The sequence below is a fragment of the Brachybacterium massiliense genome, from assembly GCF_900184245.1.
Taxonomy (GTDB): domain Bacteria; phylum Actinomycetota; class Actinomycetes; order Actinomycetales; family Dermabacteraceae; genus Brachybacterium; species Brachybacterium massiliense.
This window is the reverse complement of sequence record NZ_FXXB01000007.1, coordinates 645,492-669,800: the sequence shown is the minus strand read 5'-3', so window position 1 is coordinate 669,800 and position 24,309 is coordinate 645,492. Positions and strand designations below refer to the sequence as shown.

Sequence of the window (24,309 nt, the reverse complement as noted above, 5' to 3'; positions counted from 1 at the left end):
CCGGCCTTCTTCGCATTCGGGAGCGGGCGGCTACACGACCAGGACTTCGCTGTCGGCGGAGAGCAGCAGCTTCTGCACGGTCAGGCCCAGCAGGTGGCGGGCGAGATCCTGGTGGCGGCGCACGCCGAGCACGAGCAGCTCGGCCTTCTCCTCCTCGACCACGCGCAGCAGCAGATCGGCGATGTCGTCATCTGTGGTCTCCTGCCGGAACTCGACGCGCACGCGCGAGCGGCGCAGCTCGTCGCGGGCGATCTCGAGCTGCTGATCGTCGGCATGGCGGGGGTCATCGGTGACGCCCTCGCGCAGCACGTTGACCACGATCAGCGGCCCTCCGCGCTGCTCCGCCTCCTCGCGAGCTGCGGTCAGCGCCTTGAAGCCCACCTCGGTGGGGATGAATCCCACGACGACGGCCATCTGCTCTCCTCGGGTGCTGCGGTGCGGGTGGCGGCCGCCCGACGCGCGAGCGGCCTGGCCAGATCCTACTGGCACCGTGGCCGGGTGCGGGGGACGGAGGTCGGCGGGCTCAGGAGGCCCGGCGGGCGGGGACGGCCCGACGCTGGCCCGAGAGCTGCTGGATCTCGTCCATGATCCGCTCGTTCAGCAGGCGGCGCCGCACCCCCTTGGAGGCGGTGGGGTCGATGTCCTCGGGGTGGATGGGCGCGCCCACGCGCACCGTGATCGTGCCGCGGTGGGGGAGCAGGCGGGAGAACATGTGCTGGGTGCCCTTCAGTCCCACCGGGATCACCGGGCAGCCCGATTCGACGCCGAGCCATGCCGCGCCCTGCTTGCCCGGATGCAGCAGCCCGTCCTTGGAGCGCGTGCCCTCGGGGTAGATCGCGAAGCCGTCGCCCTCGCGCAGGATCGTCAGACCCGCCTGGAGCGCACCCTTGCCCGAGGACAGCGCCTCGCGGTCCACCGGCACCGCCTCGACGGCGTCGAAGAACCAGCGCAGGAACCGTCCCCGCAGCCCCTTCTGGGTCCACAGCGTGTCCTTGGCGACGAAGCGGATCTGACGCGGCAGCGCCACCGGCAGCACGAAGCTGTCGATGTTGGCCAGATGGTTCGACGCGATCACGAAGCCGCCCTCGCGCGGGATGTTCTCCAGGCCGGTGACGCGAGGCTTCCACAGGAGGGCGAACAGGGGGCGCGAGATGCTGCGGGCGCCGAAGTAGAAGCGACGGGACACGGTTCCTCCTGAGACGTGCAGATGCGCGCCCCACGATAATCCCGTCGGCCCCTGCCCTGCCGCAGTGCCCGCTTCCGCGGCTCAGGTCGCGCGGGGGAGCGGCCCGGGCTGGTGTGGTAGAACAGGCGTGCGTCCCGTACCGCCCAGCGGTGCGGTGTCGGAACGGCCCGGCGCCCGTCGAAGGCCCGCGGAGCAGCCGCCGTTCCCCTTCCCAGCCCGAGGAGCCTGCTGATGCCCAAGACGTTGAACATCGCCGTGATCGGCGCCGGAACCATGGCCCAGGCCGTGCACCTGCCGGTGCTGCGCCGGCGGTGGGACCGCTTCGCGATCGCCGCGCTGGTGGACCATTCGCCGCGACGGCGCCGGGAGTCCTCCGAGATCTGGGGCATCGAGGAGGACAAGCGCTACGAGACGGTCGCCGATCTCGTCGCCGCCGTGCGCGCGAAGACCCTCAGCCTCGACGCCGCGCTGCTCTCCACCGACGGCCTGCACGTCGAGGACCTGTTGGCGCTGATGCGCCGCGGGATCCCCGTGCTGGTCGAGCCGCCCGTGGGCTTCTCTGCCGACGAGGTCGAGCAGGTCGCCTCCTTCGAGCGGATGACAGGGCGCCGGCTGCTGATGATGGCCTACCCCCAGCAGTACGACGACTCCGTCACCCGCATGGCCGAGCACATCGCCACCAAGGATCTGCGGATGGTGGACCATGAGGTGCTGATGCCGGCCAGCCAGCCGCTCTACGGCGGGGCCCACGTCACCACCTCCTCCTACGACCTGCCCACCGAGGTGCGCTCGAAGCGCCGCAAGGCCCTCCAGGCCGCGGTCGAGGCGGGCGCCGGCCCGGGCGCCACCCAGCGCGACCGCGACCTCTATGTGAAGGGTCTGCTCACCGGCGTCACCCACCAGATGTCGGTGATCGAGGCGGCCTACGGCCCGATCACCCGCCTGATCGCGGTGCGCCACTGGCCCAAGGGCGTCATCCCCGGATCGATCGAGATCCTCGGCGAGCTCGAGGGCGGCGCGCAGGTGCGCCTGGTGTGGCACTACCTGCCCTTCGCCCCCGAGTACTCCGAGTCCCTGCAGGTGCTCTCGGCCCGTCGGCGGATGCGGGTGGAGCTGCCCGCGCCCGCGCATGCGGACCTGCGCTCGACCGTCTCACTGCGGGAGAAGAAGTCCGGGGTGGTCCAGGAGGTCTCGACCACGGCACCTAAGGGCGCTGTGGAGCTGATGTGGGAGGCGTTCCACGCTTTCGTCGAGAAGGGCAAGCAGCCCGTCTCCGGCGCCGCCGAGGCACGCGCCCAGGTGGAGCTGATGCGCGAGGTGCTCGCGAGCATCGTCGAGGCCGACGGGCGCAGCCTCGAGGCCGACGAGGAGGACGAGACCGCCGAGGCGAGCACGGAGCCCGTGATGGAGGTCGAGGTCGACCTGGCGCAGGACGCCGAGCCCGCCGCTGCGGAGCCCGAGTCGGCCGAGCCGGCTGCCGACGCGCCTGCCGCCGCCGACACTCCTGCCGCCGCCGACGCTCCCTCCTCCGACACCCCCGCCGCCGACGCGCCCACCGCCGGCGCCCGCGCCTGAGCCCGGGACACAGCCCGCGAGGCCCCCGCCGCCCCCTCGGGCCGCGGGGGTCTCGCGCGTGCGGGGCCCGGCCCGTCGGCCCGCAGCGGCGTTCGTGGGACGCGCCGCGAGGGAGGCCGTGCCCCGGGTGAGGGGGAGGTCGTGACCCGGCCGCGGGGGACACGCCGACGACACGCCGAGCCGCGCCCGGAGACACGCCGGGGACGTACCTCACTCCCGCCCGTTCCCGGCGCCCCGGGTGGCGGCGTCATCCACCGCCGGAGCCCGCTGTCGCACCCCTCGTCCACACTCGACTGTGCACACATCCTCGTCTTTCGTGCGTGGCTCTCCGCTCCGTCCCCAGTCCCGCCCACCTATCCACAGCCCGTCAACATCGGATTGTGGATGACAGTGTTGTAGTTCAGTACATCTTGTGGTCATCGCGCCGGGGCACCACTAGGTGTAGTGTTGACGCAGTCGCACCGCACCGGGTCTCCCGGGCACCGGGCGGCACAGCGGAAACCATCGCTGCGCCCACGGTCCAGAGCTCCGGAGCGTTGCGGCACGGTCCACCGGACCCCCTCGAACAACCTGTGACAGCCCCAGTCCTCGCGCCCCGGCGCGGCCGCTCGTGAAAGGCATCTCCCTTGGACATCACCGTGTACTCGAAGCCCCTCTGCGTTCAGTGCGATGCGACCAAGCGCGCCCTGAACAAGGCGGGCGTGGCCTACGACGTCGTCGACATCACCGAGGACGCCGACGCGCTCGCGAAGGTCAAGTCGCTGGGCTACGTCCAGGCGCCGGTGGTCATCACCTCGCAGGATCACTGGTCCGGCTTCCGCCCGGACAAGATCAAGGCGATCACGGCTGACGCCGGCGCGCAGCGCCAGGCCTCCGCCATCTGATCGGCCCCCGGAGGCGTCGGCGTGTCCAACCTCGTCTACTTCTCCTCGGTCTCCGGCAACACCAAGCGCTTCATCGAGAAGCTCGGGATGCCGGCTCGCCGGATCCCCCTGTATCCCAAGGAGGAGCACCTCGTCGTCGACGAGGACTTCGTCCTGGTGGTCCCGACCTACGGCGGGGGCAACGGCCGCGGCGCCGTGCCCAAGCAGGTCATCAAGTTCCTCAACGATGAACGCAATCGGAAGCACATCCGCGGCGTGATCAGCGCGGGGAACACCAACTTCGGGGAGGCCTACTGCCTCGCGGGAGACATCATCTCCCGCAAGTGCCAGGTCCCCCACATGTACAAGTTCGAACTGTTCGGCACTCCGCGCGATGTCACGCGGGTCCATGACGGATTGGAAGAGTTTTGGCGACACTGACCGAGATGCCCCCGGTCGAGCACAACAGGCGGCTCGACTACCACGCGCTGAACGCGATGCTGAACCTGTACGGACCGGACGGGAAGATCCAGTTCGACAAGGACCGCGAGGCGGCGCGGGAGTACTTCCTGCAGCACGTGAACCCCAACACGGTGTTCTTCCACTCGCTGCGCGAGAAGATGGACTACCTGGTCGAGAACAAGTACTACGAGCCCGAGGTGCTCGAGCAGTACGACTTCTCCTTCATCGAGTCCCTCTCCGAGCAGGCCTTCGCGAAGAAGTTCCGCTTCCCGACCTTCCTGGGCGCCTTCAAGTACTACACCTCGTACACGCTGAAGACCTTCGACGGCGAGCGGTACCTCGAGCGCTTCGAGGACCGCGTGGTGATGGTCGCCCTCGCGCTCGCCCGCGGTGACGAGCAGCTGGCCCGCAACCTGGTCGACGAGATCCTCGACGGCCGCTTCCAGCCGGCCACCCCCACCTTCCTCAACGCCGGCAAGGCGCAGCGCGGCGAGCTCGTCTCCTGCTTCCTGCTGCGCGTCGAGGACAACATGGAGTCGATCGGTCGCTCGATCAACTCCGCGCTGCAGCTGTCCAAGCGCGGCGGCGGCGTGGCGCTGCTGCTGAGCAACCTGCGCGAGTACGGCGCGCCGATCAAGCACATCGAGAACCAGTCCAGCGGCGTCATCCCTGTGATGAAGCTGCTGGAGGACTCCTTCTCCTACGCCAACCAGCTCGGGGCCCGCCAGGGCGCCGGTGCGGTGTACCTCAACGCCCACCACCCCGACATCCTGCGCTTCCTGGACACCAAGCGCGAGAACGCCGACGAGAAGATCCGCATCAAGACCCTCTCCCTCGGCGTGGTCATCCCGGATGTCACCTTCGAGCTCGCGAAGAAGAACGAGCCGATGTACCTGTTCTCCCCGTACGACGTGGAGCGCGAGTACGGCAAGCCCTTCGCGGACGTCAACATCTCCGAGGTCTACCGCGAGATGGTCGACAACCCGAACATCTCCAAGAAGAAGATCCAGGCGCGCGACTTCTTCCAGATCCTCGCGGAGATCCAGTTCGAGTCCGGCTACCCGTACATCATGTTCGAGGACACCGTGAACCGGGCGAACCCGATCGCCGGCAAGGTCACGCACTCCAACCTGTGCTCGGAGATCCTGCAGGTCTCGACCCCGTCGACCATGAACGTGGACCTGACCTACGACGAGATGGGCCGGGACATCTCCTGCAACCTCGGTTCGCTGAACATCGCCAAGGCGATGGACTCGCCGAACTTCGCCCTGAGCATCGAGACGGCCATCCGTGGCCTGACCGCGGTCTCGGACACCTCGGACATCGAGTCCGTGCCCACCATCGCCGAGGGCAACCGCAAGTCCCACGCCATCGGCCTGGGGCAGATGAACCTCCACGGCTACCTGGCGCGTGAGCGGATCTTCTACGGCTCCGACGAGGGCCTGGACTTCACCAACATGTACTTCTACTCGGTCACGTACCACGCCATCAAGGCGTCGATGCGGATCGCGAAGGAGCGCGGGGAGAAGTTCTACGACTTCGAGAACTCCAAATACGCCACGGGCGAGTACTTCGACAAGTACATCGACCAGGTGTGGGAGCCGCGCACGGACAAGGTGCGCGCCCTGTTCGCCGAGTCCAACGCCCACCTGCCCACGCAGGAGGACTGGAAGCAGCTGCGTGCGGAGGTCCAGGAGCACGGCATGTACAACGCCTACCTCCAGGCCGTCCCGCCCACCGGCTCGATCTCGTACATCAACCACTCGACCAGCTCGATCCACCCGATCGTGTCCCAGATCGAGATCCGCAAGGAGGGCAAGATCGGGCGCGTGTACTACCCGGCGCCCTACATGACCAACGACAACCTCGAGTACTACGAGGATGCGTACGAGATCGGGTTCGAGAAGATCATCGACACCTACGCCGAGGCCACGCAGCACGTGGACCAGGGTCTGTCGCTGACGCTGTTCTTCAAGGACACCGCCACCACCCGTGACGTCAACAAGGCGCAGATCTACGCCTGGCGCAAGGGCATCAAGACCCTCTACTACATCCGCCTGCGGCAGATGGCGCTCGAGGGCACCGAGGTCGAGGGCTGCGTCAGCTGCATGCTCTGACCTGAGCTGACCCGATCGGTCCGGCCGACGGCCGAGCGAAGGGGCGGTCCCGCTGCAGCGGGGCCGCCCCTTCGTCGTGCCTGCCTTCGCCGTACCTGCCCTTCTCCCGGGCGACGAGCAGGCCCGGCGTGCTCAGGCCCGACGGCTGCGTGCGCTCGTGCTGTCGTCCTCGCTGCGCAGCGCGACGCTGAGCCCGGAGAGCCCGGCGTAGAGCACGCCGGCCACCGGCCAGAGCACCCAGGAGATGTGCCAGTCGCCGGTGAGGAAGCTCCAGGCCAGGTAGATCGCCGCCATCAACGGCCAGTACACCGCCGCGATCGCGCGCACCACGGGGTTGGTGCTGTACGCCGGGTCCTCGTCCTCCTCGTCGTCCTCCTGCAGCAGGGTGGAGCTCGCGGACTCCGACCAGCCGGCGCGGGTGGTCACCGCGAGGCCGATCGCCACCATCGCCAGGGTGAGGCACACGCCGTAGAGGACTGCCAGGGAGTTCTCCCCGCCCAGCAGCGCGAGCAGGATCGTGGGCAGAGCGCACAGGATCCACAGCATGATCGCGACTGCCTGGGCGGCGATCGTGGTGCGGCGGTTCTCGTCCCAGACGCTCTCGGCGAAGGCGCGCACCGGCGCGGTGAGCGTGAACTCCCCGCTGTCCAGGTCCTCATAGTCCTTCAGCCGGGCGTCCCTGATGATCATCAGGACCGTGCCGAGCGCCACCATCACCAGCACCGCGCTGATGCCCACGGCGATCGCCCAGTTCGCCGGATCGCCCTGGGAGGAGCCGGTGGCGGCGATGAGCAGCAGCAGCGGCGCCGCGCAGAGCACGTACAGCGTGAGCCCTGCCGCCGGCAGCCACTGGGAGCGGTGCACCGCCTCGACGTACGCGCGGGCCCGGTCGACCTCGAGCACCGGGTCCTGCGGCGGGGCGGGCGCGGCGGCGCCGCGGCCCAGCTCCGCGTCGATGCCCAGCACCGGGGCGACCTCCTCAAGGGAACCGAACTCGGCGATCACGCGGCCCACGGCCTGGGATTCGGTGAGGCCCTCCGCGATCAGCCCGTCCTGCTGATCCTCCATCATCGTGCGCAGCTCGGCGCGGGCCTCGCGCAGGCGCGGGGAATCGGGGTAGGGGGCGAAGAGGGTGTCGAGGTAGGAGTCGATGACGTTCACGAGGCGTCCTTTCCGTCCGCGAAGTGATCCACGAGCGCTCGGGTGCTGCGCCATTCGGTGCGCTTGAGCGCGAGCTGGTCGAGGCCGTCCGGGGTGAGCTGGTAGTAGGTGCGGGGCTTTCCGGTGGGGGAGACGTCCTCGTAGCTGTCCAGCAGGCCCTGCGCCTGCAGGCGCTTGACCGCCGTGTAGAGGGTGGTCTGCTTGATGACGTACTCGCCGCGGGAGCGGTCCGTGAGGGTCTTGGAGATCTCGTAGGCGTAGGAGGGGCCGGTCTCGAGGATCGCCAGCAGGATCAGATCGATGTGCCCGCGGATCGCGTCGGCTCCGATCACATCGGCTCCTCTCGCCCGGTCGACGGGGTGGGGTGGTCGCACCCGGTGGCGGATGGTCCGCTCAACGTACTACGGCACGCGTAGTACGGCAAGGGGGGGCAGTCATTCGATTCGCGACGGGACTTCAGTCCCGGCACGCCGCGCACGGCGGCACGGAATTCACTACATCTCGTGTTTGCAGCGCGTCGCGACCCCTACATGTAGTGCTGCCTGCCTAGCGTGAGCCCCATCGCCGATCTGTCTCTTATACATTGTCTCTTATATCATCTGCCACCCCCTCCAAGGAGAGCACCATGACCACCACCGCCGCTTCGTCCTCCGCCCGCTCTGACCGCTCTGACCGCTCTGACCGCTCTGACCGCTCGAGCATTCCCGCCCTGCCCGCCCACACGCCCCCGGCAGGGGAGGCGCCGCGGCGCCAGGTGGACCCCGTCGCGACCGTCACCGAGTACGTGGAGCGCTCGGACTGGCGCGTGAACGCCAACGCCAACCAGGGCTTCTCGATGGGAGGGCTGATCCTCAACGCCGCCGGCAAGATGATCGCCAACTACTGGCTCGACGAGGTGTTCAGCCCCGAGGCGGGCCGGGCCCACCGCGACGGCGACATCCACATCCACGACCTCGACATGCTCACCGGCTACTGCGCCGGCTGGTCCCTGCGAGCCCTGCTCGAGGAGGGCTTCAACGGGGTGGCCGGAGCGATCGGCTCCCGACCGCCGCGGCACTTCTCCTCGGCCTGCGGCCAGATCGTGAACTTCCTGGGCACCCTGCAGAACGAATGGGCCGGCGCCCAGGCCTTCAGCTCCTTCGACACCTACATGGCGCCCTTCGTGCGCCTGGATGCGATGAGCTATGGGCAGGTGCTCCAGCACATGCAGGAGCTGATCCACAACCTCAACGTCCCCAGCCGCTGGGGCTCCCAGTGCCCCTTCACCAACCTCACCTTCGACTGGACCTGCCCCGAGGACCTGCGCGAGCAGCACCCGGTGATCGGCGGGGAGGTGCAGGAGTTCACCTACGGCGAGCTCGGCGCCGAGATGGACCTGATCAACCGCGCCTACCTCGAGGTGATGACCGAGGGGGACGCCGACGGCCGCGCCTTCACCTTCCCGATCCCCACCTACAACATCACCCACGACTTCGCCTGGGACAGCGAGAACGCCGAGCGCCTGTTCGCGATGACCGCGAAATACGGGCTGCCCTACTTCCAGAACTTCCTGAACTCGGATCTGGACCCGGGGATGATCCGTTCGATGTGCTGCCGCCTGCAGCTGGACATGCGCGAGCTGCTCAAGCGCGGCAACGGCCTGTTCGGCTCCGCGGAGCTGACCGGCTCGATCGGCGTGGTCACCGTGAACATGGCACGTCTCGGCCATCTCCACGCCGGGGACGAGGAGGCCCTGCTCGAGGCGCTGGACCGCCTGCTGGAGCTTGGGAAGGAGACTCTCGAGCGGCGCCGCGCCACGGTGCAGGAGCTGATGGATGCGGGGCTGTACCCGTACACGAAGCGCTACATGGGCCACCTCGGCAACCACTTCTCCACCCTCGGGGTGAACGGCATGAACGAGATGGTCCGCAACTTCACCGGCGACCGCCACGACCTGATGGACCAGGAGGGGCTGGCGATGTGCCTGCGCCTGCTGGACCATGTGCGCGGTCGCATGGTCGAGTTCCAGGAGGCCACCGGCAACCTCTACAACCTCGAGGCCACCCCCGCCGAGGGCGCCACCTACCGCTTCGCGAAGGAGGACCGCGCCCGCTTCCCGCAGATCCTCACCGCGGGCACGGCCCAGAACCCGTACTACACCAACTCCTCCCAGATCCCCGTCGGCGCCACCGAGGATCCCTTCGAGGCGCTCGAGCGGCAGGACGAGCTGCAGACCAGGTACACCGGCGGGACCGTGCTGCACCTGTACATGAACGAGGCGATGAGCTCGGCGAGCACCTGCAGGGAGCTGGTGCGCCGGGCCCTGACCCGGTTCCACCTGCCCTATCTGACGGTCACCCCGACCTTCTCGATCTGCCCCACCCACGGCTACCTCTCGGGCGAGCACCTCGAATGCGGCCGCTGCGGGCAGGCCTGCGAGGTGTGGACCCGCGTGATGGGCTACTTCCGGCCCGTGGCCTCCTTCAACATCGGCAAGAAGGGCGAGTACGCCGAGCGCACCTTCTTCACCGAGCAGGCCGCGGGCGTCGGAGCCGGCGGGCCGGTCGCCCGCTCCGGGGCGGCAGCGGCGACGGCGGCTCGCGCGGCAGCGCCGACGGGCTCCGCCGCGGGAGCGCCGACGGCGTGAGCCTCACCCAGGTCGCGGCACCGGACCTGCAGATCGCGGGTCTGGTGCCGCTGTCCACCGTCGACTGGCCCGGCCGACTGGCCGCGACCGTGTTCTGCCAGGGCTGCCCCTGGGCCTGCACCTACTGCCACAACACCGCGATCCTGGATCCGCGGGTGCCCGGCGCGGTGGCCTGGTCCCAGCTCGAGCAGCTGCTGGAGCGGCGGCACGGCCTGCTGGACGGGGTGGTGTTCAGCGGGGGAGAGGCCACCATGCAGCACGCCCTGGTCCCGGCGGTCCGGCGGGTGCGCGAGGCCGGTTTCGCCGTCGGCCTGCACACCGGCGGCGCCTATCCCGGCCGGCTCGCGACCCTGCTGGGCCTGGACCGCGACGGCACCCGGCGCGAGGCGCCGCTCGTGGACTGGATCGGCTTCGACGTCAAGGCGTCCTGGACCGGGTACGCGGCGCTCGTGGACCGACCCGGCTCCGCCCCGAAGGCCGAGCGGTCGCTGGGCATGCTGCTCGCCTCCGGCATCGACCACGAGCTGCGCATGACCGTCACCCCGGCGCTGCAGTCCCAGGTGCCGCAGGTGGTGGAGGCCGTGGCGCGGGCCGGGGGAGCGTCCCTGGTGCTCCAGCGGGCGCGGCCCGACGGCGCGGATTCCGCCTTCGCCGCGCAGCTCGGTCGCGTCGGCGACTGGGAGGAGCGCTTCGCGCAGACCGCCGACGCCGCCGTGCGGCAGGGCGAGAGCATCGGAGTGCAGGTCAGCTCCCGCAGCTGAGGTCCGCCGCCGCGCAGGCGCCCACCGGGCCCTGGGCGGCGGCGCACCCTGCCCCTACGATGCAGGGACGAGCGACGCCCCGTCGCCCTCCGCCCGCGGGGCCCGCTGCCCCGTCCTTCCCTTCCCTAGGAGCTCCTCATGGACGAGCTGGATCTCGTCATGAACTGGGAGCTCGGCACCGGAGGGCTGCTGTTCCTGGCAGCCGCCGCGGTCGCCGTGCTCCTGGTCATGATCATGGCGTTCAAGATGCACGCCTTCCTCGCGCTGATGATCACCTCGATCGGCACCGCGCTCATCGCCGGCATCGCGCCCGGCAGCCTCATGGACGCGCTCGGCTTCGGCTTCAACTCCACCCTCGGCAACGTGATGCTGCTGGTCGCGCTCGGCGCGATGCTCGGGAGGATGATCGAGACGTCCGGCGGCGCGCAGCTGCTCGCCGACAGGATGATCGACCTGGTGGGCGAGAAGCGAGCCGGGCTCGGCCTGTCCCTGGCCAGCCTGCTGATGGGCTTCCCCATCTTCTTCGACGCCGGCCTGGTGGTGATGCTGCCGATCATCTACGCCGTCGCCCGGCGCGTGGGCGGGTCGTTCCTGTCGATCGCCCTGCCCTCCGCAGTGGCGTTCAGCGCGATGCACATCTTCGCCCCGCCGCACCCCGGCCCGGTGGCCGCCTCCACCATCGTGGGCGCGGACATCGGCCTGGTGATGCTGGTGGGCCTCGTGTTCGCGGTGATCATCTGGTACCTGGTGGGCGTGCTCATCGCACCGCGGCTCGGCATGCGGCTGGATGTCCCCATCCCCACGATCCTCGACAGCACCTCCGAGAAGACCGGCTTCGAGTCCAGCCCTCGCGTGCCCACGATCGTGGGCCTGCTGCTCCTGCCGCTGGTGCTGATCCTGTTCAACACCGGGTTGAACACAGTGGGAGCCACGCGCCCCGACTCCGAGGCCTTCCTCGGCGACCCGCTCGTCTCCGGGCTGCGCCTGCTGGGCGAGACCCCGATCGCGCTGCTGATCACCGTGGTGGTCTCGATGTTCGTGCTCGGCTGGGGCGCGGGCAAGAAGGGCTCCCTGATCGAGAAGATCGCGGACTCCGCCCTCGGCCCGATCTGCTCGGTGGTGCTGGTCACCGGCGCCGGCGGCATGTTCGGCGGGGTGCTGCGCGTGACCGGGATCGGTGACGCCGTCGCCGGGTCCCTGAACGACATCGGCCTGCCGGTGATCGTGGCGGCGTTCCTGATCGCGCAGATCGTGCGCATCGCCCAGGGCTCCGCCACCGTGGCCCTGACCACCGCCGCCTCCCTGATGGTGGGAGTGATCGCCGCCGGCGACTTCACCCAGCTCGAGATCGTGGCGATCGTGATGGCGATGTCCGCGGGCTCGGTGGGCTTCTCCCACGTCAACGATTCCGGCTTCTGGCTGGTCAGCCGCTTCTTCGGGATGGACATGAAGCAGACCCTCTCCACCTGGACCGTGATCCAGGGCGCGATGGCCATCATCGGCTTCATCCTGTCGCTGGCGCTCTACGGAGCCGCTTCCGCGATCGGCTGATCGCGCAGCCCGCCTTGCTCCCCGGGCACGGTCCCCTCAGGATCGGGCCCGGGGATCGTGCTTCCCGTAGGTTATCCGGCGCAGCAGCGCCTCGGCGGGTCCGCGCATGCCGCGCGAGTCCATCCAGGCTGCGAGCGGCAGCGAGAGCAGCCAGACGCTGAACGCGATCCCCACCGAGGCGGCCGTGCCCACGTGCGGGCCGAGCCCCAGCCCCCAGCCGGCCATCAGCGGTGCCAGCAGCAGCGACTGGAACAGGTAGAAGGTCAGCGAGCGCTGCCCCACCGCCGAGAGCGCCCGCATCAGGCCCGTCGGGGCCGCGCCGGCGGGCGGGGCCTTGGTGGCGGGCTCCCCGTACGCACGCTGCGCGGGGCTCAGCGCCGCATGGGCCGCCGCGCGCTCGGCCCGCAGCGCTCGGCGCTCCGACGCCGAGAGCGGGGCCGTCGAGAGCGGGGCCGACGGCGGGAGCGTCGGCCGCTTCTCGAGCCGCAGCGCGAGCAGGCCGAACGCCGCCGCGTACCCGACGCCGCAGCACATCCCGCCGGCCATGTTCAGACCGTAGAAGGCCCAGCTGAGCGCCTCCGGCATCGGGAGGACGCCGATGATCACCAGGGCATCCGGCAGGCCGGTCAGCCAGCCGAGGCCGATCCCCGCCACGGCGAGACGCTTCAGGGCGCGGGTGTGCCGCCAGGGCTCGTCGAGCAGGCGGGCGCGGGCCGCGATCCAACCCAGCAGGATCGGCAGCACCGCCCCGAAGAGCGCGAGCGGCACGCTGCTGACGCTCCACATCAACGGCCGGTAGAGCATGCTCACCAGGTACGGCTGACCGTAGGCCAGATCCCGGATCCAGTCGTTGGTGAAGCCGGTGGCGCCGGAGCGCTGCATCTGCTCGAGCACCTCGGGCGGGGCGAAGAACAGGATCCCGAGCGCGCCGACCACGCTGAACAGGGCGTAGAACACGAGCAGCCCGCCGATCACCGAGGCCCACGCGATCAGGGTGCGTGTGCGCCGATCGAAGAGCATCCACACCCACAGCAGGGCCGCGATCGCGTAGGCGCCGAGGATGTCCCCGTAGAACAGCAGCGCCGCGTGCAGGAACCCCAGCAGCAGCATCGCCCAGTGGCGCCGGCGCATCATCAGCCGCACCACGCGCGGCTCCATCCCGCGGTCCACGCGCGAGCGGTAGAACTGCACCATGCCGTAGCCGAACAGGAACGCGAACAGCGGCATCGCCCGATGGTCCACCGCGACCGTCATCACGAACTGCACCGCGGAGTCCAGCGGCCCCAGCGCTGGCACATGCGGGGTCATGCCCACGCCGCCCTCATGGCCCCACAGGAACCAGGCCACGTTCGCGATCGCGATCAGCGCGAGCATCAGACCGCGCGCGATGTCCGGGGCCAGGGAGCGGGTCGGTGCTCCGTCGCGAGAGGGCGGGGGCGAGGAGGCGGCGGTGCGGTCCGGGGAGGGCAGGGCGGCCGAGCTGTTCACGGCGGACCTTTCGCAGAAGCGGCGCGCAGCCGGGGAGCCCGGCGATGCGATCGTCCCCTCGAACGTAGTCACCGGGGCCTGCGAGCACATGCGACGAACGTCGGTGCCCTGTCATGGATGCCCTGTGCTCCTGTCATGCACGCTCCGCCCAGGGGTCAAGGGCGCCTTCCGCGACGGGGTGGGCATTGCCACCGCGCCGTCGGCCTGCCGGATGCCCGCCGGGCACCGCCTGATGCCTAGACTGGCGGGGAACGGTCCCGAGCGCCGCTGCGCCGACCGGACGACCCCCTTCGACGACTGTGAGGATGCGGTGAACGATCACCTGAGCACGACGATCCAGGCCATCAACTGGAACCGGATCCCCGACCCCAAGGACCAGGAGGTGTGGGACCGCCTCACCGGGAACTTCTGGCTGCCCGAGAAGGTGCCGCTGTCCAACGACATCCAGTCGTGGGGCCGCCGCTCCGAGGAGGAGCAGAAGATGGCCATGCGCGTCTTCACGGGGCTGACCCTGCTGGACACCGTGCAGGGCACCGTGGGCGCGATCTCGCTGATCCCGGACGCCGTCACCCCGCACGAGGAGGCGGTGTACACCAACATCGCGTTCATGGAGTCGGTGCACGCGAAGTCCTATTCGCAGATCTTCTCGACCCTCGCGAGCACCAAGCAGATCGACGAGGCCTTCCACTGGGGCGCCACCAACGAGCAGCTCCAGAAGAAGGCTCAGATCATCATGAGCTACTACGAGGGCGATGACCCGGAGAAGCGCAAGGTCGCCTCCGTGCTGCTCGAGTCGTTCCTGTTCTACTCCGGCTTCTACCTGCCGATGCGCTATTCCAGCCACGGCGAGCTGACCAACACCGCCGACATCATCCGCCTGATCATCCGTGACGAGGCGGTCCACGGCTACTACATCGGCTACAAGTACCAGAAGGCCGTCGAGAAGCTCTCCGCCGAGCGCAAGGCCGAGCTGAAGGACTACACCTTCTCGCTGCTGCTGGAGCTGTACGAGAACGAGGAGGTCTACACCGAGGACCTCTACGACGCCGTCGGCTGGACCGAGGACGTCAAGGTGTTCCTGCGCTACAACGCCAACAAGGCGCTGATGAACCTCGGCTACGAGGGCCTGTTCCCGCAGGAGGCCACCCAGGTGAACCCGGCCATCCTCGCCTCGCTCTCCCCGAACGCGGACGAGAACCACGACTTCTTCTCCGGCTCCGGCTCGAGCTATGTCATGGGCAAGGCCGTCGAGACCGAGGACGACGACTGGGACTTCTAAGAAGCACTCGTCACGTCAGCCGATGAGTTGACAGCAGGCCCGGAATCCGCGGAACTCCGCGGGTCCCGGGCCTTTTCGTGTCTCCGGTGCAGTGACAGGGGAGAGCAACGATGACGATGACGGGTGTGTAGCCCGCGGGCGACACACCTCGCTCCTAGTCTGCGGCCCGCCTCGGCTTGACCGATGCCGTAGCGGGGGTGAACACGTGGATCGCGGCCGTTGACGTATACCTATAGGGGGTATAGGCTTAGTGTTGTGGCGGCGAGCGCCGCCCTCCACGACGAAAGGACCAGTCATGGCTGCCACCACCAAGGAATACACCGTCCAGGGCATGACCTGCGGGCACTGCGAGATGTCGGTCAAGGAAGAGGTCGGCGAGATCGCGGGCGTCTCCGAGGTCCTGGCCTCGCACGAGTCCGGCACGGTCAGCGTCACCGGTGAGAACTTCACCGACGAGCAGGTCGCCGCTGCGATCGCCGAGGCCGGCTACTCCCTCAAGGCCTGACGCGCGGGTACCCCCGGCAGGTACTGCCGAGAACACTCACCACGACCCACGGAAGGGAAGAGCACGTGACGCAGACTCCAGCACCGATCGACACGTCGGACCTCGTCCACATCGAGCTCGGCGTGACGGGCATGACGTGCACGTCGTGCTCCTCCCGGATCGAGCGGAAGATCAACAAGGTCGAGGGTGCGGACGCGATCGTCAACTACGCGACCGAGACCGCGACCATCGACTACGACCCGAGCAAGGTCACCGAGGACGAGCTCATCGAGGTCGTCCGCGGCGCAGGCTATGACGCCTTCACGATGACCGCGGCGCAGGAGCCCGCCACGGCGGAGGCCGGGTCGGAGACGGGCGAGCCCGTGGACCGGCACGAGGAGGCACGCCTGGCCGAGGAGAAGGACCTCAGGGGCCGCCTGATCTGGTCAGCGATCTTCTCCGTGCCGGTCGTGGCGCTCTCGATGATCCCCGCGCTGCAGTTCACGAACTGGCAGTGGGCGATCCTCGTGCTGTCCACGCTCATCTACCTCTACGGCGGGATGCCCTTCCATCGCGCCACGATCCTGAACCTCCGCCACCGCTCCACCACCATGGACACCCTGGTGTCGATGGGCACCACCGCCGCATACCTGTGGTCGCTGTGGGCGCTCTTCTTCGGCACTGCCGGGGTCACCGGCATGACGATGGAGATGAGCCTGCTGCCGCGCGCTGACGGCATGGACCATCTCTACCTCGAGACGATCGCGGTGGTGATCACCTTCCTGCTGCTGGGCCGCTGGTTCGAGGTGCGCGCCAAGGGCGCATCCTCGGCGGCGCTCAAGGCGCTGCTGGACATGGGCGCGAAGGACGCCGCCGTGCTCCGCGACGGCAAGGAGACCCGGGTGCCCGTCGGGCAGCTCGCGGTGGGGGATGTCTTCGTGGTCCGTCCGGGCGAGAAGATCGCGATCGACGGACGGGTCGTGGAGGGCACCTCCGCGATCGACGAATCGATGCTCACCGGCGAATCGGTGCCGGTCGATGCGGCGCCCGGCAGCCTCGTCACCGGCGCGACGATCAACACCTCCGGCCGCCTGCTGATCGAGGTCACCCGCACCGGCGGCGACACCACGCTCTCGCAGATGGCGAAGCTCGTGACCGAGGCGCAGTCGAAGAAGGCGCCCGTGCAGCGCCTGGTCGACCGGATCTCCGCAGTGTTCGTCCCCGCCGTGATCGTGGTCTCCGTGATAGCGCTGATCGTGCACCTGCTGATCGGCAACGACCTCAACTGGGCCTTCACCGCCGCGGTCGCGGTGCTGATCATCGCCTGCCCCTGCGCGCTCGGCCTCGCCACACCCACCGCGCTGCTGGTGGGCACCTCGCGCGGCGCGCAGCTCGGCCTGCTGATCAAGGGCCCCGAGGTGCTCGAGTCCACCCGCCAGGTCGACACCATCGTCATGGACAAGACCGGCACCGTCACCGAGGGCGTCATGTCCCTGACCGAGGTGCATGCCGCCGACGGCGCCGACGAGGACACGGTGCTCGCCCTCGCGGGCGCGGTCGAGTCCGGCTCGGAGCACCCGATCGCGAAGGCGATCGTGACCGCCGCCGCGGAGCGCGGTGAGCTGACCGCCGCCACCGACTTCGCCAGCTCCGCCGGGCGCGGCGTGAGCGCCGTCGTCGACGGCCGCACCGTCGTGGCCGGTCGCCCCGACGGCGAGCTGCCCCCGACGCTCGCGCAGGCCTTCGAGCAGGCGCAGGGCCGCGGCGCGACGCCCGTGGCGGTCTACGTCGACTCGGCCCCGACCGGCGTGGTGGTCGTGCGCGACACGATCAAGGCGTCGTCCGCGCAGGCGGTCGCACAGTTCAAGGAGCTCGGCCTCACGCCCTACCTGCTCACCGGGGACAACGCCCGGGCCGCCGCCGCGGTGGCCGCCGAGGTGGGAGTCGAGGCCGCGAACGTGATCGCGGACGTCATGCCCGAGGACAAGGTCTCGGCCGTGGAACGGCTGCAGTCCGAGGGCCGGCGCGTCGCGATGGTGGGCGATGGCGTGAACGACGCCGCCGCCCTCGCCCAGGCCGATCTGGGCCTTGCGATGGGCGCCGGCACCGATGTCGCGATCGAAGCCTCTGACATCACCCTGATGAACAACGATCTGCGCTCGGCGAGCGACGCGATCCGACTCTCGCGCCGTACGCTGCGCACCATCAAGGGCAACCTGTTCTGGGCCTTCGCGTACAACGTCGCGCTGATCCCGGTCGCCGCGCTGGGCCTGCTGAACCCGGGCCTGGCCGGGATCGCGATGGGCTTCTCGTCCGTGTTCGTGGTGACGAACTCGCTGACGCTGCGCAGCTTCAGATCCACCCTCGGCACGGGCCGGACCGCCGGCGCACAGGAACAGACGGCGAGCGCGCACACCGACCGCGAGCTCGTCGAGGCGAAGTGAAGGAGAAGGCCATGACCACCACAGCTGACAGCGAGTCGCTCCCCGGCACCGAGCCGGAGGAGACGGGCACGCCCGCTCACCACCACGGCTACATCAGCGACAAGGACCGCTACCTCGCACGCCTGCGCAGGATCGAGGGGCAGGCCCGCGGCATCCAGCGGATGGTCGAGGAGGAGCAGTACTGCATCGACATCCTCACCCAGATCACGGCGCTGACCTCCGCGCTGCGCAACGTCGGCTTCGGGCTGCTGGATGACCATATGCGCCACTGCGTGCGCGATGCGGCCATCGCCGGCGGCGAGGAGGCCGAGGCCAAGTTCCAGGAGGTCGCGGACGCGATCGCCCGCTTCAGCCGGTGACCGCGCCCGCTGAGGGGATCGTCCGGCTGCACCGGGCGGAGGAGGATGCCGACGCGCTCCTGCGCACCCGCATCGCCCACCTGCTCGGGCTCGATCCGGCCGACGTCCTCACCGGACGGGCCTGCCCCCGCTGCGGCTCCTCCGCCCACGGCCGGCCCTGGGCACGCGCCGGAGGAGTCGAGGTGTTCGTGAGCCTCAGCCGCTGCGGCGAGCACCTGCTCACGGCGGTGAGCGTGGACGGCCCCGTCGGCGTGGATATCGAGGCGATCGCCGCCGTCGAGCGGGGATGGGATCCGCTTGTGGTGCTGCATCCGAGCGAGCGGGCCGCTGCGCGGGGCGCCGACGCGCAGGAGCGGGCGGCCCTCTGGGCCCGCAAGGAGGCGGTGCTCAAGGCGCTCGGCACCGGGCTCGCCACCCCCATGGAGGCGGTGCAGCTGGATGCGCACCACGTCGTGGACCTGCCGGCGCCGCCCGGTCACGTCGCGGCGCTCGCCCGCCTCTGACCGACAGCGCTGGCCGCCGTCGGCCCTCACCGCCGTGGACCCCGCCGGTGCCGCCCCGGCTCCGGCGCTCAGGCGCTCGCAGGCACCGGGCAGGTGGGCAGCGCCGTCTCGCGCAGCCAGGGATCCAGCAGCGCGGCGGCCTCGTCCCCGGCTTGCTGTGCGACGTGCTCGAGGAACATCTCGGTGCTCACCGTGCCGAAGCGGTGCTCCTCGAGCCAGGAGCGCACGATCTGCACGAAGCTCTCGTCCCCGAGGTGCAGGCGCAGGGCGTGCACGGCCAGGGCGCCGCGCTTGTAGACGCGGTCATCGAACATCAGATCCCGGCCGGGATCGGCGAGCACCAGATCGTCCTGGGCGAGCCCCGCCAGCAGCGCATGGTGCTTCTCCACCTCGGCCTGCACGGTCGAGACCCCGGACTCCTCCGCCCACAGCCACTCGCAGTAGCAGGCGAAGCCCTCGTGCAGCCAGATGTCCTGCCAGCGCTGCAGCGTGACCGAGTTGCCGAACCACTGATGCGAGAGCTCATGCGCGATCAGCCGCACGCTCTCCCAGTCGGTGTCCACGAAGTTGCTGCCGAAGGTGGACAGCCCCTGGGACTCCAGCGGGATCTCGAGCTCGTCCTCGGTGATCACCGCGGTGTAGGAGGTGAAGGGGTAGGGGCCGAACAGGCGCGCGAAGAAGGCGAGCATCTCGGGCTGGAGATCGAAGGAGCCGGCCAGATCGGACTCCTCGATCACGGCCGGTGCGAGGGTGCGCACCGGCACCGGGGCGCCGGGGTGCTCGATCTCCCGGTAACGGCCGATCTGCACTGTGGCCAGGTAGGTGGGCATCGGAGCCGTCTGTTCGAAGGACCAGACCACGCCGCGGCTGGTGCGGCGCGTACCCTGCAGCTCGCCGGAGACGGCGACGGTGTAGCCCGCCGGGGTGGACAGCGCGATCGAGTAGGTCGCCTTGTCATCGGGTCGGTCGTTGCACGGATACCAGGAGGGGGCCCCGTGCGGCTGCGCGGCCACGATCACGCCGTCCTCGAGCTCCTCCCAGCCGGCGGCACCGAGCGCGCGCGAGCGCATCGGGCGCGGGGTGCCGGCGTACTTCACGCGCACGGACAGCTCACGGCCCGCGGCGAGCGGCAGCTTCAGGGTCAGCCGGCTGCGCGCATGGGTGAAGCGCTGCGGGCGGCCGTCCACCCACACCTTCTGCACGGCCAGCCCGTGCAGGTCCAGCATCAGCGACTCCGCCTCGGCCAGCACGCGGCAGGAGAGCGTCGCCTCGCCCTCGAGACGGTTGCCCTCCACCCGGTAGTCGAGGGAGAGGTCGTAGTGGAGCACCTCGTAGCGCGCATCCCCGTGACGGGGCACGTACGGATCGCTGCCGGGTTCGCCTGCGGATCTCATGCGTCCTCCTCCCAGGGCCCGATGGGGTTGCCGGTCCAGCGCGTGCCGGGCGGGACGCGCTCGCCGCGCATCACCAGCGACACGGGGCCGACGGTGGCGTGACGGTCGATCGACGCGGCCGGAAGGATGATCCCGCCGGGCCCCATCGTCGCACCCGCGCCGAGGGTCACGGTGTCCATGCTCAGCACCCGGTCCTGGAAGAGGTGGGTCTGGACCACGCAGCCGCGGTTGACGGTGGCGCCCGCGCCGAGGCTCACCAGGTCCGTCTCCGGCAGCCAGTAGCTCTCGCACCACACCCCGGCACCGACCTTCGCGCCCAGCAGCCGCAGCCAGAGGTTCAGCGCCCAGGTGCCGGCGGTGACGTTCGCGAACCAGGGCGCGGCGAGCACCTCGGTGAAGGTGTCCGCGAGCTCCGAGCGCCACACGTACGGGGTGAACAGCGCATGCTCGCCCGGCTCGTGCCGCCCGATGATCACCCACTTCGCGACCACGGTGACCGCCGCCGCGAACAGCCCCGCCACCAGCAGCAGCGGGCCGCCCAGCACGAGGGCGAGCACGATCCCCCAGGGCCCGGACGCCAGCAGCGCGTACAGGGCCAGGCCCACCGCGACCGGGAGCAGCAGCGCGAGCAGCAGCGGCAGGATCCGTGCGGTCTCGACGAGTCCGCGCTGGATCCGCAGGCTGCGCGGAGGATCGTAGGTCAGGGACGCATCGTGCTCCTCCTCGCTGCGGCGCAGCTTGCGCGGCGGGCTGCCCAGCCAGGAGGTGCCGGCCTTGGCCGTCTTGCGGCGCGGCGCCGCGGAGAGCACCGCGACCAACGACTGCTTGGGCACCTTCCGCCCAGCCGCGAGCATGCCCGAGTTGCCCACGAAGGCCCGCTTGCCCACCTTGACCTTCTCGACCCGGATCCAGCCGCCGCCCAGCTCGTAGGAGCCGATCAGGGTGTCATCGGCCAGGAACGAGTTCTCGCCCACCTGGACCAGGCTGGGGATCAGCAGCGCGGTCGAGATCTCCGCACCCCTGCCCACCGTGGCGCCCAGCAGGCGCATCCACAGCGGGGTGAGCGCCCCGGCGTAGATCGGGAACAGCCAGGTGCGGGCCTCGTCCAGCAGGCGCAGCGTCGCCCAGATCGCCACCCCGGGCGGGGAGCCGATCGGATGGTGGCCGGGCCGGATCGCGAGGGCGAGCAGCCTGGTCATCACGATCACCAGCACCATCAGCGCCCCGAAGCCGAGCAGCGCCGCGAGCGGCAGCCAGGGCAGGATCGCGAGCACGGCCTCGGCGAAGGTGGCGGTGCCGTGCAGGGCGGGCAGCAGCACCGGTACGCCGGCCAGCAGCGCGAGCGCCGGCAGCGCCGCGATCAGCGCGGACAGGAGCGGATAGGCGGCGCGCCAGTGCCAGGGCCTGGCCGGGGCATCGGCGGACCACGGGCCGCGTGCGGTCGCCTGGTGCTCGGCGGGGGAGCCGGTCCAGAACTCGCCGGCCGGCACCGTGCCGAGCACCGCCGAGCCGGGCGCGACCTCCGCGCCCCGGCCCACGTCGGCCCCCGGCCCGAGCGTGCTGCGGGCACCGATCCGGGCCCGCTTGCCGATCCGGACGGTGCCGATCCGCAGCTGGTCCCCGTCGATCCAGTGACCGGCCAGATCCACCTCGGGCTCGATCGAGGCCCGGCCGCCGATCTCGAGCAGACCGGTGACCGGGGGCAGGGTGTGCATGTCCACGTCCCGGCCGATCCGTGCCCCCAGCATCCGCGCATACAGCGGAACCCACGAGGCACCGGACAGGTGCGTGGCCCGCAGCTCGTCCTGGATCCGCTCCGCGGCCCAGAGGCGCAGATGCACCCGGCCGCCGCGCGGATAGCTGCCCGGTCCCACACCGCGCAGCAGCATGCGCGCGAGCAGCGCTGCGAGCGCCATCCGGCCCGGCGGCAGCAGCATCACCGCGGCCAGCGGGATCACCAGCCACAGCGGGAAGCGCACCAGCCAGGGCAGGTCCAGCAGCGCGGAGGCGAGGGTCGAGGCGAGCAGCAGCGCAGAGATCCAGCGCAGCGCGGCCAGCGCCCGCAGCGGCACCAGCGCGAGCAGCTGCGCGATCTGGGTGCGCCGACGCAGCGGGGCCACGGTGCGGTCGCTGGTGATCGTCGAGGTGCCCATCTCGTCGAGGTGGGCGGCCAGCGCCGCGACCGTCGAGTGCGCGTACACGTCGCCGACGGCGAGCTCGGGATGCTTCTCCCGCAGCCGGCTGACCACCTGCGCGGCGGTGAGCGAGCCGCCGCCGAAGTCGAAGAAGTCGTCGGCCCCGGAGGTGACCTCCGCACCGAGCACCTCCGCCCAGATCTCCGCGATCCAGGCCGAGGTGCCGGACAGCGCCGCCGAGGGGGTGCCGCGGTGGGGGAGCGGCCAAGGCAGCGCGTCGCGGTCGATCTTCCCGGAGGTGCGGGTGGGCAGCTCGTCCACCACCGCGAGGCGGGGCACGAGCGCCGCGGGCATCCGCTGGCGCAGCAGGCCCTTGGCGATCTCCGCGTCATAGCCGGCGTCCACGGTGAGATAGCCGACCAGCAGCTGGTTGCCGGACTTCGTGGAGCGCACGGCCGCGGCGGCACCCACCACACCGGGCAGGCGCAGCATCTGCTCGTCGATCTCGCCCAGCTCGATGCGGCGCCCGCCGAGCTTGATCTGGTCATCGGCGCGGCCGCCGAACAGCAGCCCCTCGGGGTCGTTGACGACGATGTCGCCCGAGCGGTAGGCGCGGTCCCAGCCCAGGGTGGGCATCGGGGCGTACTTCTCGGCGTCCTTCTCGGGATCGAGGTAGCGGGCGAGCCCCCCCCCGCCGATGATCAGCTCCCCGGACTCTCCCGGCGCCACGGGGTGCCCCTGCGCATCGACCACGGCGAGATCCCAGCCGTCCAGCGGCAGGCCGATCCGCACCGACGCCGTGCCGTCGAGGATCGCACCGCAGGCGACCACCGTCGCCTCGGTGGGGCCGTAGGTGTTCCACACCTCGCGCCCGGGGGCCTGCAGGCGGGCGGCGAGCTCGGGCGGGCAGGCCTCACCGCCCATGATCAGCAGCCGCACCTGGGCCAGGGCGCTGTCCGGCCAGAGGGAGACGAGGGTGGGCACGGTGGAGACCACGGTGATGCGGTTGGCCTTCAGCCAGGGGCCGACGTCCACGCCCGAGCGCACCAGGGAGCGGGGTGCCGGCACCAGGCAGGCGCCGTAGGCCCAGGCCAGCCACATCTCCTCGCAGCTCGCGTCGAAGGCGACCGAGAGCCCGGCCATCACCCGGTCACCGGGCGCGATCGGGGCCTGCTGCAGGAACATCCGGGACTCGGCCTCGACGAAGGCGGCCGCGCTGCGGTGGGTGACCGCGACGCCCTTGGGCTTGCCCGTCGAGCCGGAGGTGAAGATGACCCAGGCGTCATCGTCCGGCTCGACCTCGCGCTGCGGGGTGGGGGAGGCGGCGCGGCCGGCCTCCGTCACGGTGATCACCAGGTCGTTGCCCACCACCGCGGCCGCTGCTGATTCCTCGAACACCACGCGTGCCCGCTCGTCGGGGTCGTCGGCGTCGACGGGCACGTACGCCCCGCCGGCCAGCAGGATCCCGAGGATCGCGACGTAGAGGTCCGTGGTGCCGGACTTGATGCGCACCCCGACCTTGTCCCCGGGGCCCACCCCGTGCTCGGCCAGGCGCTCGGCCAGCTCGCTCGCCGCCTCCTCGAGCTCGGTGTAGGTCATGGTCACCAGCCCGCTGTCCACGGCGGGCGCGTCCCCGTGCTCGGAGACCACGTGCTGGAACAGCGCCACCAGGGTGCTGGGAGCGGGGGCACGGTCGCCGGCGAGCAGCTCGGGCAGAAGAGAGGTCGTCACGCCGGGATTGTCTCCCATCGAGGTGACCAGAAGCGGTACGGGAGCCGACGGGACGGGGCATGTGCCGCACAGCTCACGCACACCGGCAGAACGGACGGAATTCAGGCGGGCGGATGCCCCGGGAGGCGTTTCCCGCGCATTCCACGGACCACCCGGTCGCCTTCATGACCTGCGAGTCCTTGTCCAGTAC

At 70.3% G+C, this 24,309-nt stretch carries 19 protein-coding genes; 12 read left to right on the top strand and 7 right to left on the bottom strand.

What is annotated here, in order from left to right; translation table 11 throughout:
- Positions 1 to 30: 30 nt before the first annotated feature.
- Positions 31 to 414, bottom strand: a complete 384-nt coding sequence (locus BN4251_RS09695) for a universal stress protein (protein WP_087484880.1) — start codon at positions 412 to 414, stop codon at positions 31 to 33.
- Between the two features lie 109 nt (positions 415 to 523).
- On the bottom strand, positions 524 to 1,186 hold the full coding sequence (locus BN4251_RS09690; RefSeq protein ID WP_087484879.1) for a lysophospholipid acyltransferase family protein: 663 nt from the start codon (positions 1,184 to 1,186) through the stop codon (positions 524 to 526).
- A gap of 231 nt (positions 1,187 to 1,417) precedes the next feature.
- Between BN4251_RS09690 and BN4251_RS09685 the strand changes: the two genes are divergently transcribed.
- The 4 genes from BN4251_RS09685 to nrdE all read left to right on the top strand — a co-directional run bounded on the left by BN4251_RS09685 (position 1,418) and on the right by nrdE (position 6,203).
- Positions 1,418 to 2,761, top strand: coding sequence for a Gfo/Idh/MocA family protein (locus BN4251_RS09685; RefSeq protein WP_087484878.1), 1,344 nt, complete (start codon positions 1,418 to 1,420; stop codon positions 2,759 to 2,761).
- 626 nt (positions 2,762 to 3,387) lie between these two features.
- The gene (gene nrdH / locus BN4251_RS09680; protein WP_170931912.1) at positions 3,388 to 3,645 is read left to right on the top strand and encodes a glutaredoxin-like protein NrdH; all 258 of its coding nucleotides are present in this window, start codon (positions 3,388 to 3,390) and stop codon (positions 3,643 to 3,645) included.
- 21 nt (positions 3,646 to 3,666) lie between these two features.
- Positions 3,667 to 4,065, top strand: coding sequence for a class Ib ribonucleoside-diphosphate reductase assembly flavoprotein NrdI (gene nrdI / locus BN4251_RS09675; RefSeq protein ID WP_087484877.1), 399 nt, complete (start codon positions 3,667 to 3,669; stop codon positions 4,063 to 4,065).
- Positions 4,066 to 4,070: 5 nt separating this feature from the next.
- Positions 4,071 to 6,203 (top strand): class 1b ribonucleoside-diphosphate reductase subunit alpha, encoded by a 2,133-nt coding sequence (gene nrdE / locus BN4251_RS09670; protein WP_087484876.1) that lies wholly within the window; start codon positions 4,071 to 4,073, stop codon positions 6,201 to 6,203.
- 132 nt (positions 6,204 to 6,335) lie between these two features.
- Here nrdE and BN4251_RS09665 read toward each other — a convergent pair whose 3' ends face one another.
- Together BN4251_RS09665 and BN4251_RS09660 are read right to left on the bottom strand one after the other, a co-directional pair.
- Entirely contained in the window at positions 6,336 to 7,364 is a 1,029-nt protein-coding gene (locus BN4251_RS09665) for a permease prefix domain 1-containing protein (protein ID WP_087484875.1), read from the bottom strand.
- Positions 7,361 to 7,696: a PadR family transcriptional regulator gene (locus BN4251_RS09660; RefSeq protein WP_087484874.1), complete on the bottom strand. Its 336-nt coding sequence runs from the start codon at positions 7,694 to 7,696 to the stop codon at positions 7,361 to 7,363. Before BN4251_RS09660 ends, BN4251_RS09665 begins: the two co-directional genes overlap by 4 nt.
- A gap of 293 nt (positions 7,697 to 7,989) precedes the next feature.
- On the opposite strand from BN4251_RS09660, the gene BN4251_RS09655 reads away from it, so the two are divergent.
- The 3 genes from BN4251_RS09655 (at position 7,990) to BN4251_RS09645 (ending at position 12,302) form a co-directional block, all read left to right on the top strand.
- Positions 7,990 to 9,990 carry a ribonucleoside triphosphate reductase gene (locus BN4251_RS09655; protein WP_087484873.1) on the top strand — a complete coding sequence of 667 codons (2,001 nt, stop codon included), beginning with the start codon at positions 7,990 to 7,992 and terminating at the stop codon, positions 9,988 to 9,990.
- Positions 9,987 to 10,751: an anaerobic ribonucleoside-triphosphate reductase activating protein gene (locus tag BN4251_RS09650; protein WP_087484872.1), complete on the top strand. Its 765-nt coding sequence runs from the start codon at positions 9,987 to 9,989 to the stop codon at positions 10,749 to 10,751. Before BN4251_RS09655 ends, BN4251_RS09650 begins: the two co-directional genes overlap by 4 nt.
- 138 nt (positions 10,752 to 10,889) lie before the next feature.
- On the top strand, positions 10,890 to 12,302 hold the full coding sequence (locus BN4251_RS09645; protein ID WP_087484871.1) for a GntP family permease: 1,413 nt from the start codon (positions 10,890 to 10,892) through the stop codon (positions 12,300 to 12,302).
- 36 nt (positions 12,303 to 12,338) lie between these two features.
- On the opposite strand, the gene BN4251_RS09640 is transcribed toward BN4251_RS09645, so the two are convergent.
- Positions 12,339 to 13,790: a DUF418 domain-containing protein gene (locus BN4251_RS09640; RefSeq protein WP_245810282.1), complete on the bottom strand. Its 1,452-nt coding sequence runs from the start codon at positions 13,788 to 13,790 to the stop codon at positions 12,339 to 12,341.
- A gap of 310 nt (positions 13,791 to 14,100) precedes the next feature.
- Between BN4251_RS09640 and nrdF the strand changes: the two genes are divergently transcribed.
- The 5 genes from nrdF to BN4251_RS09615 all read left to right on the top strand — a co-directional run bounded on the left by nrdF (position 14,101) and on the right by BN4251_RS09615 (position 18,859).
- Positions 14,101 to 15,069, top strand: a complete 969-nt coding sequence (gene nrdF / locus BN4251_RS09635; RefSeq protein WP_087484869.1) for a class 1b ribonucleoside-diphosphate reductase subunit beta — start codon at positions 14,101 to 14,103, stop codon at positions 15,067 to 15,069.
- Between the two features lie 295 nt (positions 15,070 to 15,364).
- Positions 15,365 to 15,574: a heavy-metal-associated domain-containing protein gene (locus tag BN4251_RS09630; protein WP_087484868.1), complete on the top strand. Its 210-nt coding sequence runs from the start codon at positions 15,365 to 15,367 to the stop codon at positions 15,572 to 15,574.
- Between the two features lie 65 nt (positions 15,575 to 15,639).
- Complete coding sequence (locus BN4251_RS09625; protein ID WP_425426201.1) at positions 15,640 to 17,997, top strand: heavy metal translocating P-type ATPase; 2,358 nt, start codon at positions 15,640 to 15,642, stop codon at positions 17,995 to 17,997.
- A gap of 11 nt (positions 17,998 to 18,008) precedes the next feature.
- On the top strand, positions 18,009 to 18,356 hold the full coding sequence (locus BN4251_RS09620) for a metal-sensitive transcriptional regulator (RefSeq protein ID WP_087484867.1): 348 nt from the start codon (positions 18,009 to 18,011) through the stop codon (positions 18,354 to 18,356).
- Complete coding sequence (locus BN4251_RS09615) at positions 18,353 to 18,859, top strand: 4'-phosphopantetheinyl transferase family protein (protein WP_170931911.1); 507 nt, start codon at positions 18,353 to 18,355, stop codon at positions 18,857 to 18,859. The genes BN4251_RS09620 and BN4251_RS09615 overlap by 4 nt, the downstream gene beginning before the upstream one ends.
- Before the next feature lie 68 nt (positions 18,860 to 18,927).
- On the opposite strand, the gene BN4251_RS09610 is transcribed toward BN4251_RS09615, so the two are convergent.
- Both BN4251_RS09610 and BN4251_RS09605 read right to left on the bottom strand, forming a co-directional pair.
- Complete coding sequence (locus BN4251_RS09610) at positions 18,928 to 20,253, bottom strand: M1 family metallopeptidase (protein ID WP_087484865.1); 1,326 nt, start codon at positions 20,251 to 20,253, stop codon at positions 18,928 to 18,930.
- Complete coding sequence (locus BN4251_RS09605; RefSeq protein ID WP_087484864.1) at positions 20,250 to 24,137, bottom strand: Pls/PosA family non-ribosomal peptide synthetase; 3,888 nt, start codon at positions 24,135 to 24,137, stop codon at positions 20,250 to 20,252. The genes BN4251_RS09610 and BN4251_RS09605 overlap by 4 nt, the downstream gene beginning before the upstream one ends.
- Positions 24,138 to 24,309: the final 172 nt, after the last annotated feature.

Bases quoted from the DNA above. Each gene is read 5' to 3' on its own strand.
- BN4251_RS09695 (WP_087484880.1), bottom strand. From the start codon at position 414: ATGGCCGTCGTCGTGGGATTCATCCCCACCGAGGTGGGCTTCAAGGCG.
- BN4251_RS09685 (WP_087484878.1), top strand. From the start codon at position 1,418: ATGCCCAAGACGTTGAACATCGCCGTGATCGGCGCCGGAACCATGGCC.
- nrdE (WP_087484876.1), top strand. From the start codon at position 4,071: ATGCCCCCGGTCGAGCACAACAGGCGGCTCGACTACCACGCGCTGAAC.
- BN4251_RS09655 (WP_087484873.1), top strand. From the start codon at position 7,990: ATGACCACCACCGCCGCTTCGTCCTCCGCCCGCTCTGACCGCTCTGAC.
- BN4251_RS09645 (WP_087484871.1), top strand. From the start codon at position 10,890: ATGGACGAGCTGGATCTCGTCATGAACTGGGAGCTCGGCACCGGAGGG.
- BN4251_RS09630 (WP_087484868.1), top strand. From the start codon at position 15,365: ATGGCTGCCACCACCAAGGAATACACCGTCCAGGGCATGACCTGCGGG.
- BN4251_RS09620 (WP_087484867.1), top strand. From the start codon at position 18,009: ATGACCACCACAGCTGACAGCGAGTCGCTCCCCGGCACCGAGCCGGAG.
- BN4251_RS09610 (WP_087484865.1), bottom strand. From the start codon at position 20,253: ATGAGATCCGCAGGCGAACCCGGCAGCGATCCGTACGTGCCCCGTCAC.
- BN4251_RS09605 (WP_087484864.1), bottom strand. From the start codon at position 24,137: ATGGGAGACAATCCCGGCGTGACGACCTCTCTTCTGCCCGAGCTGCTC.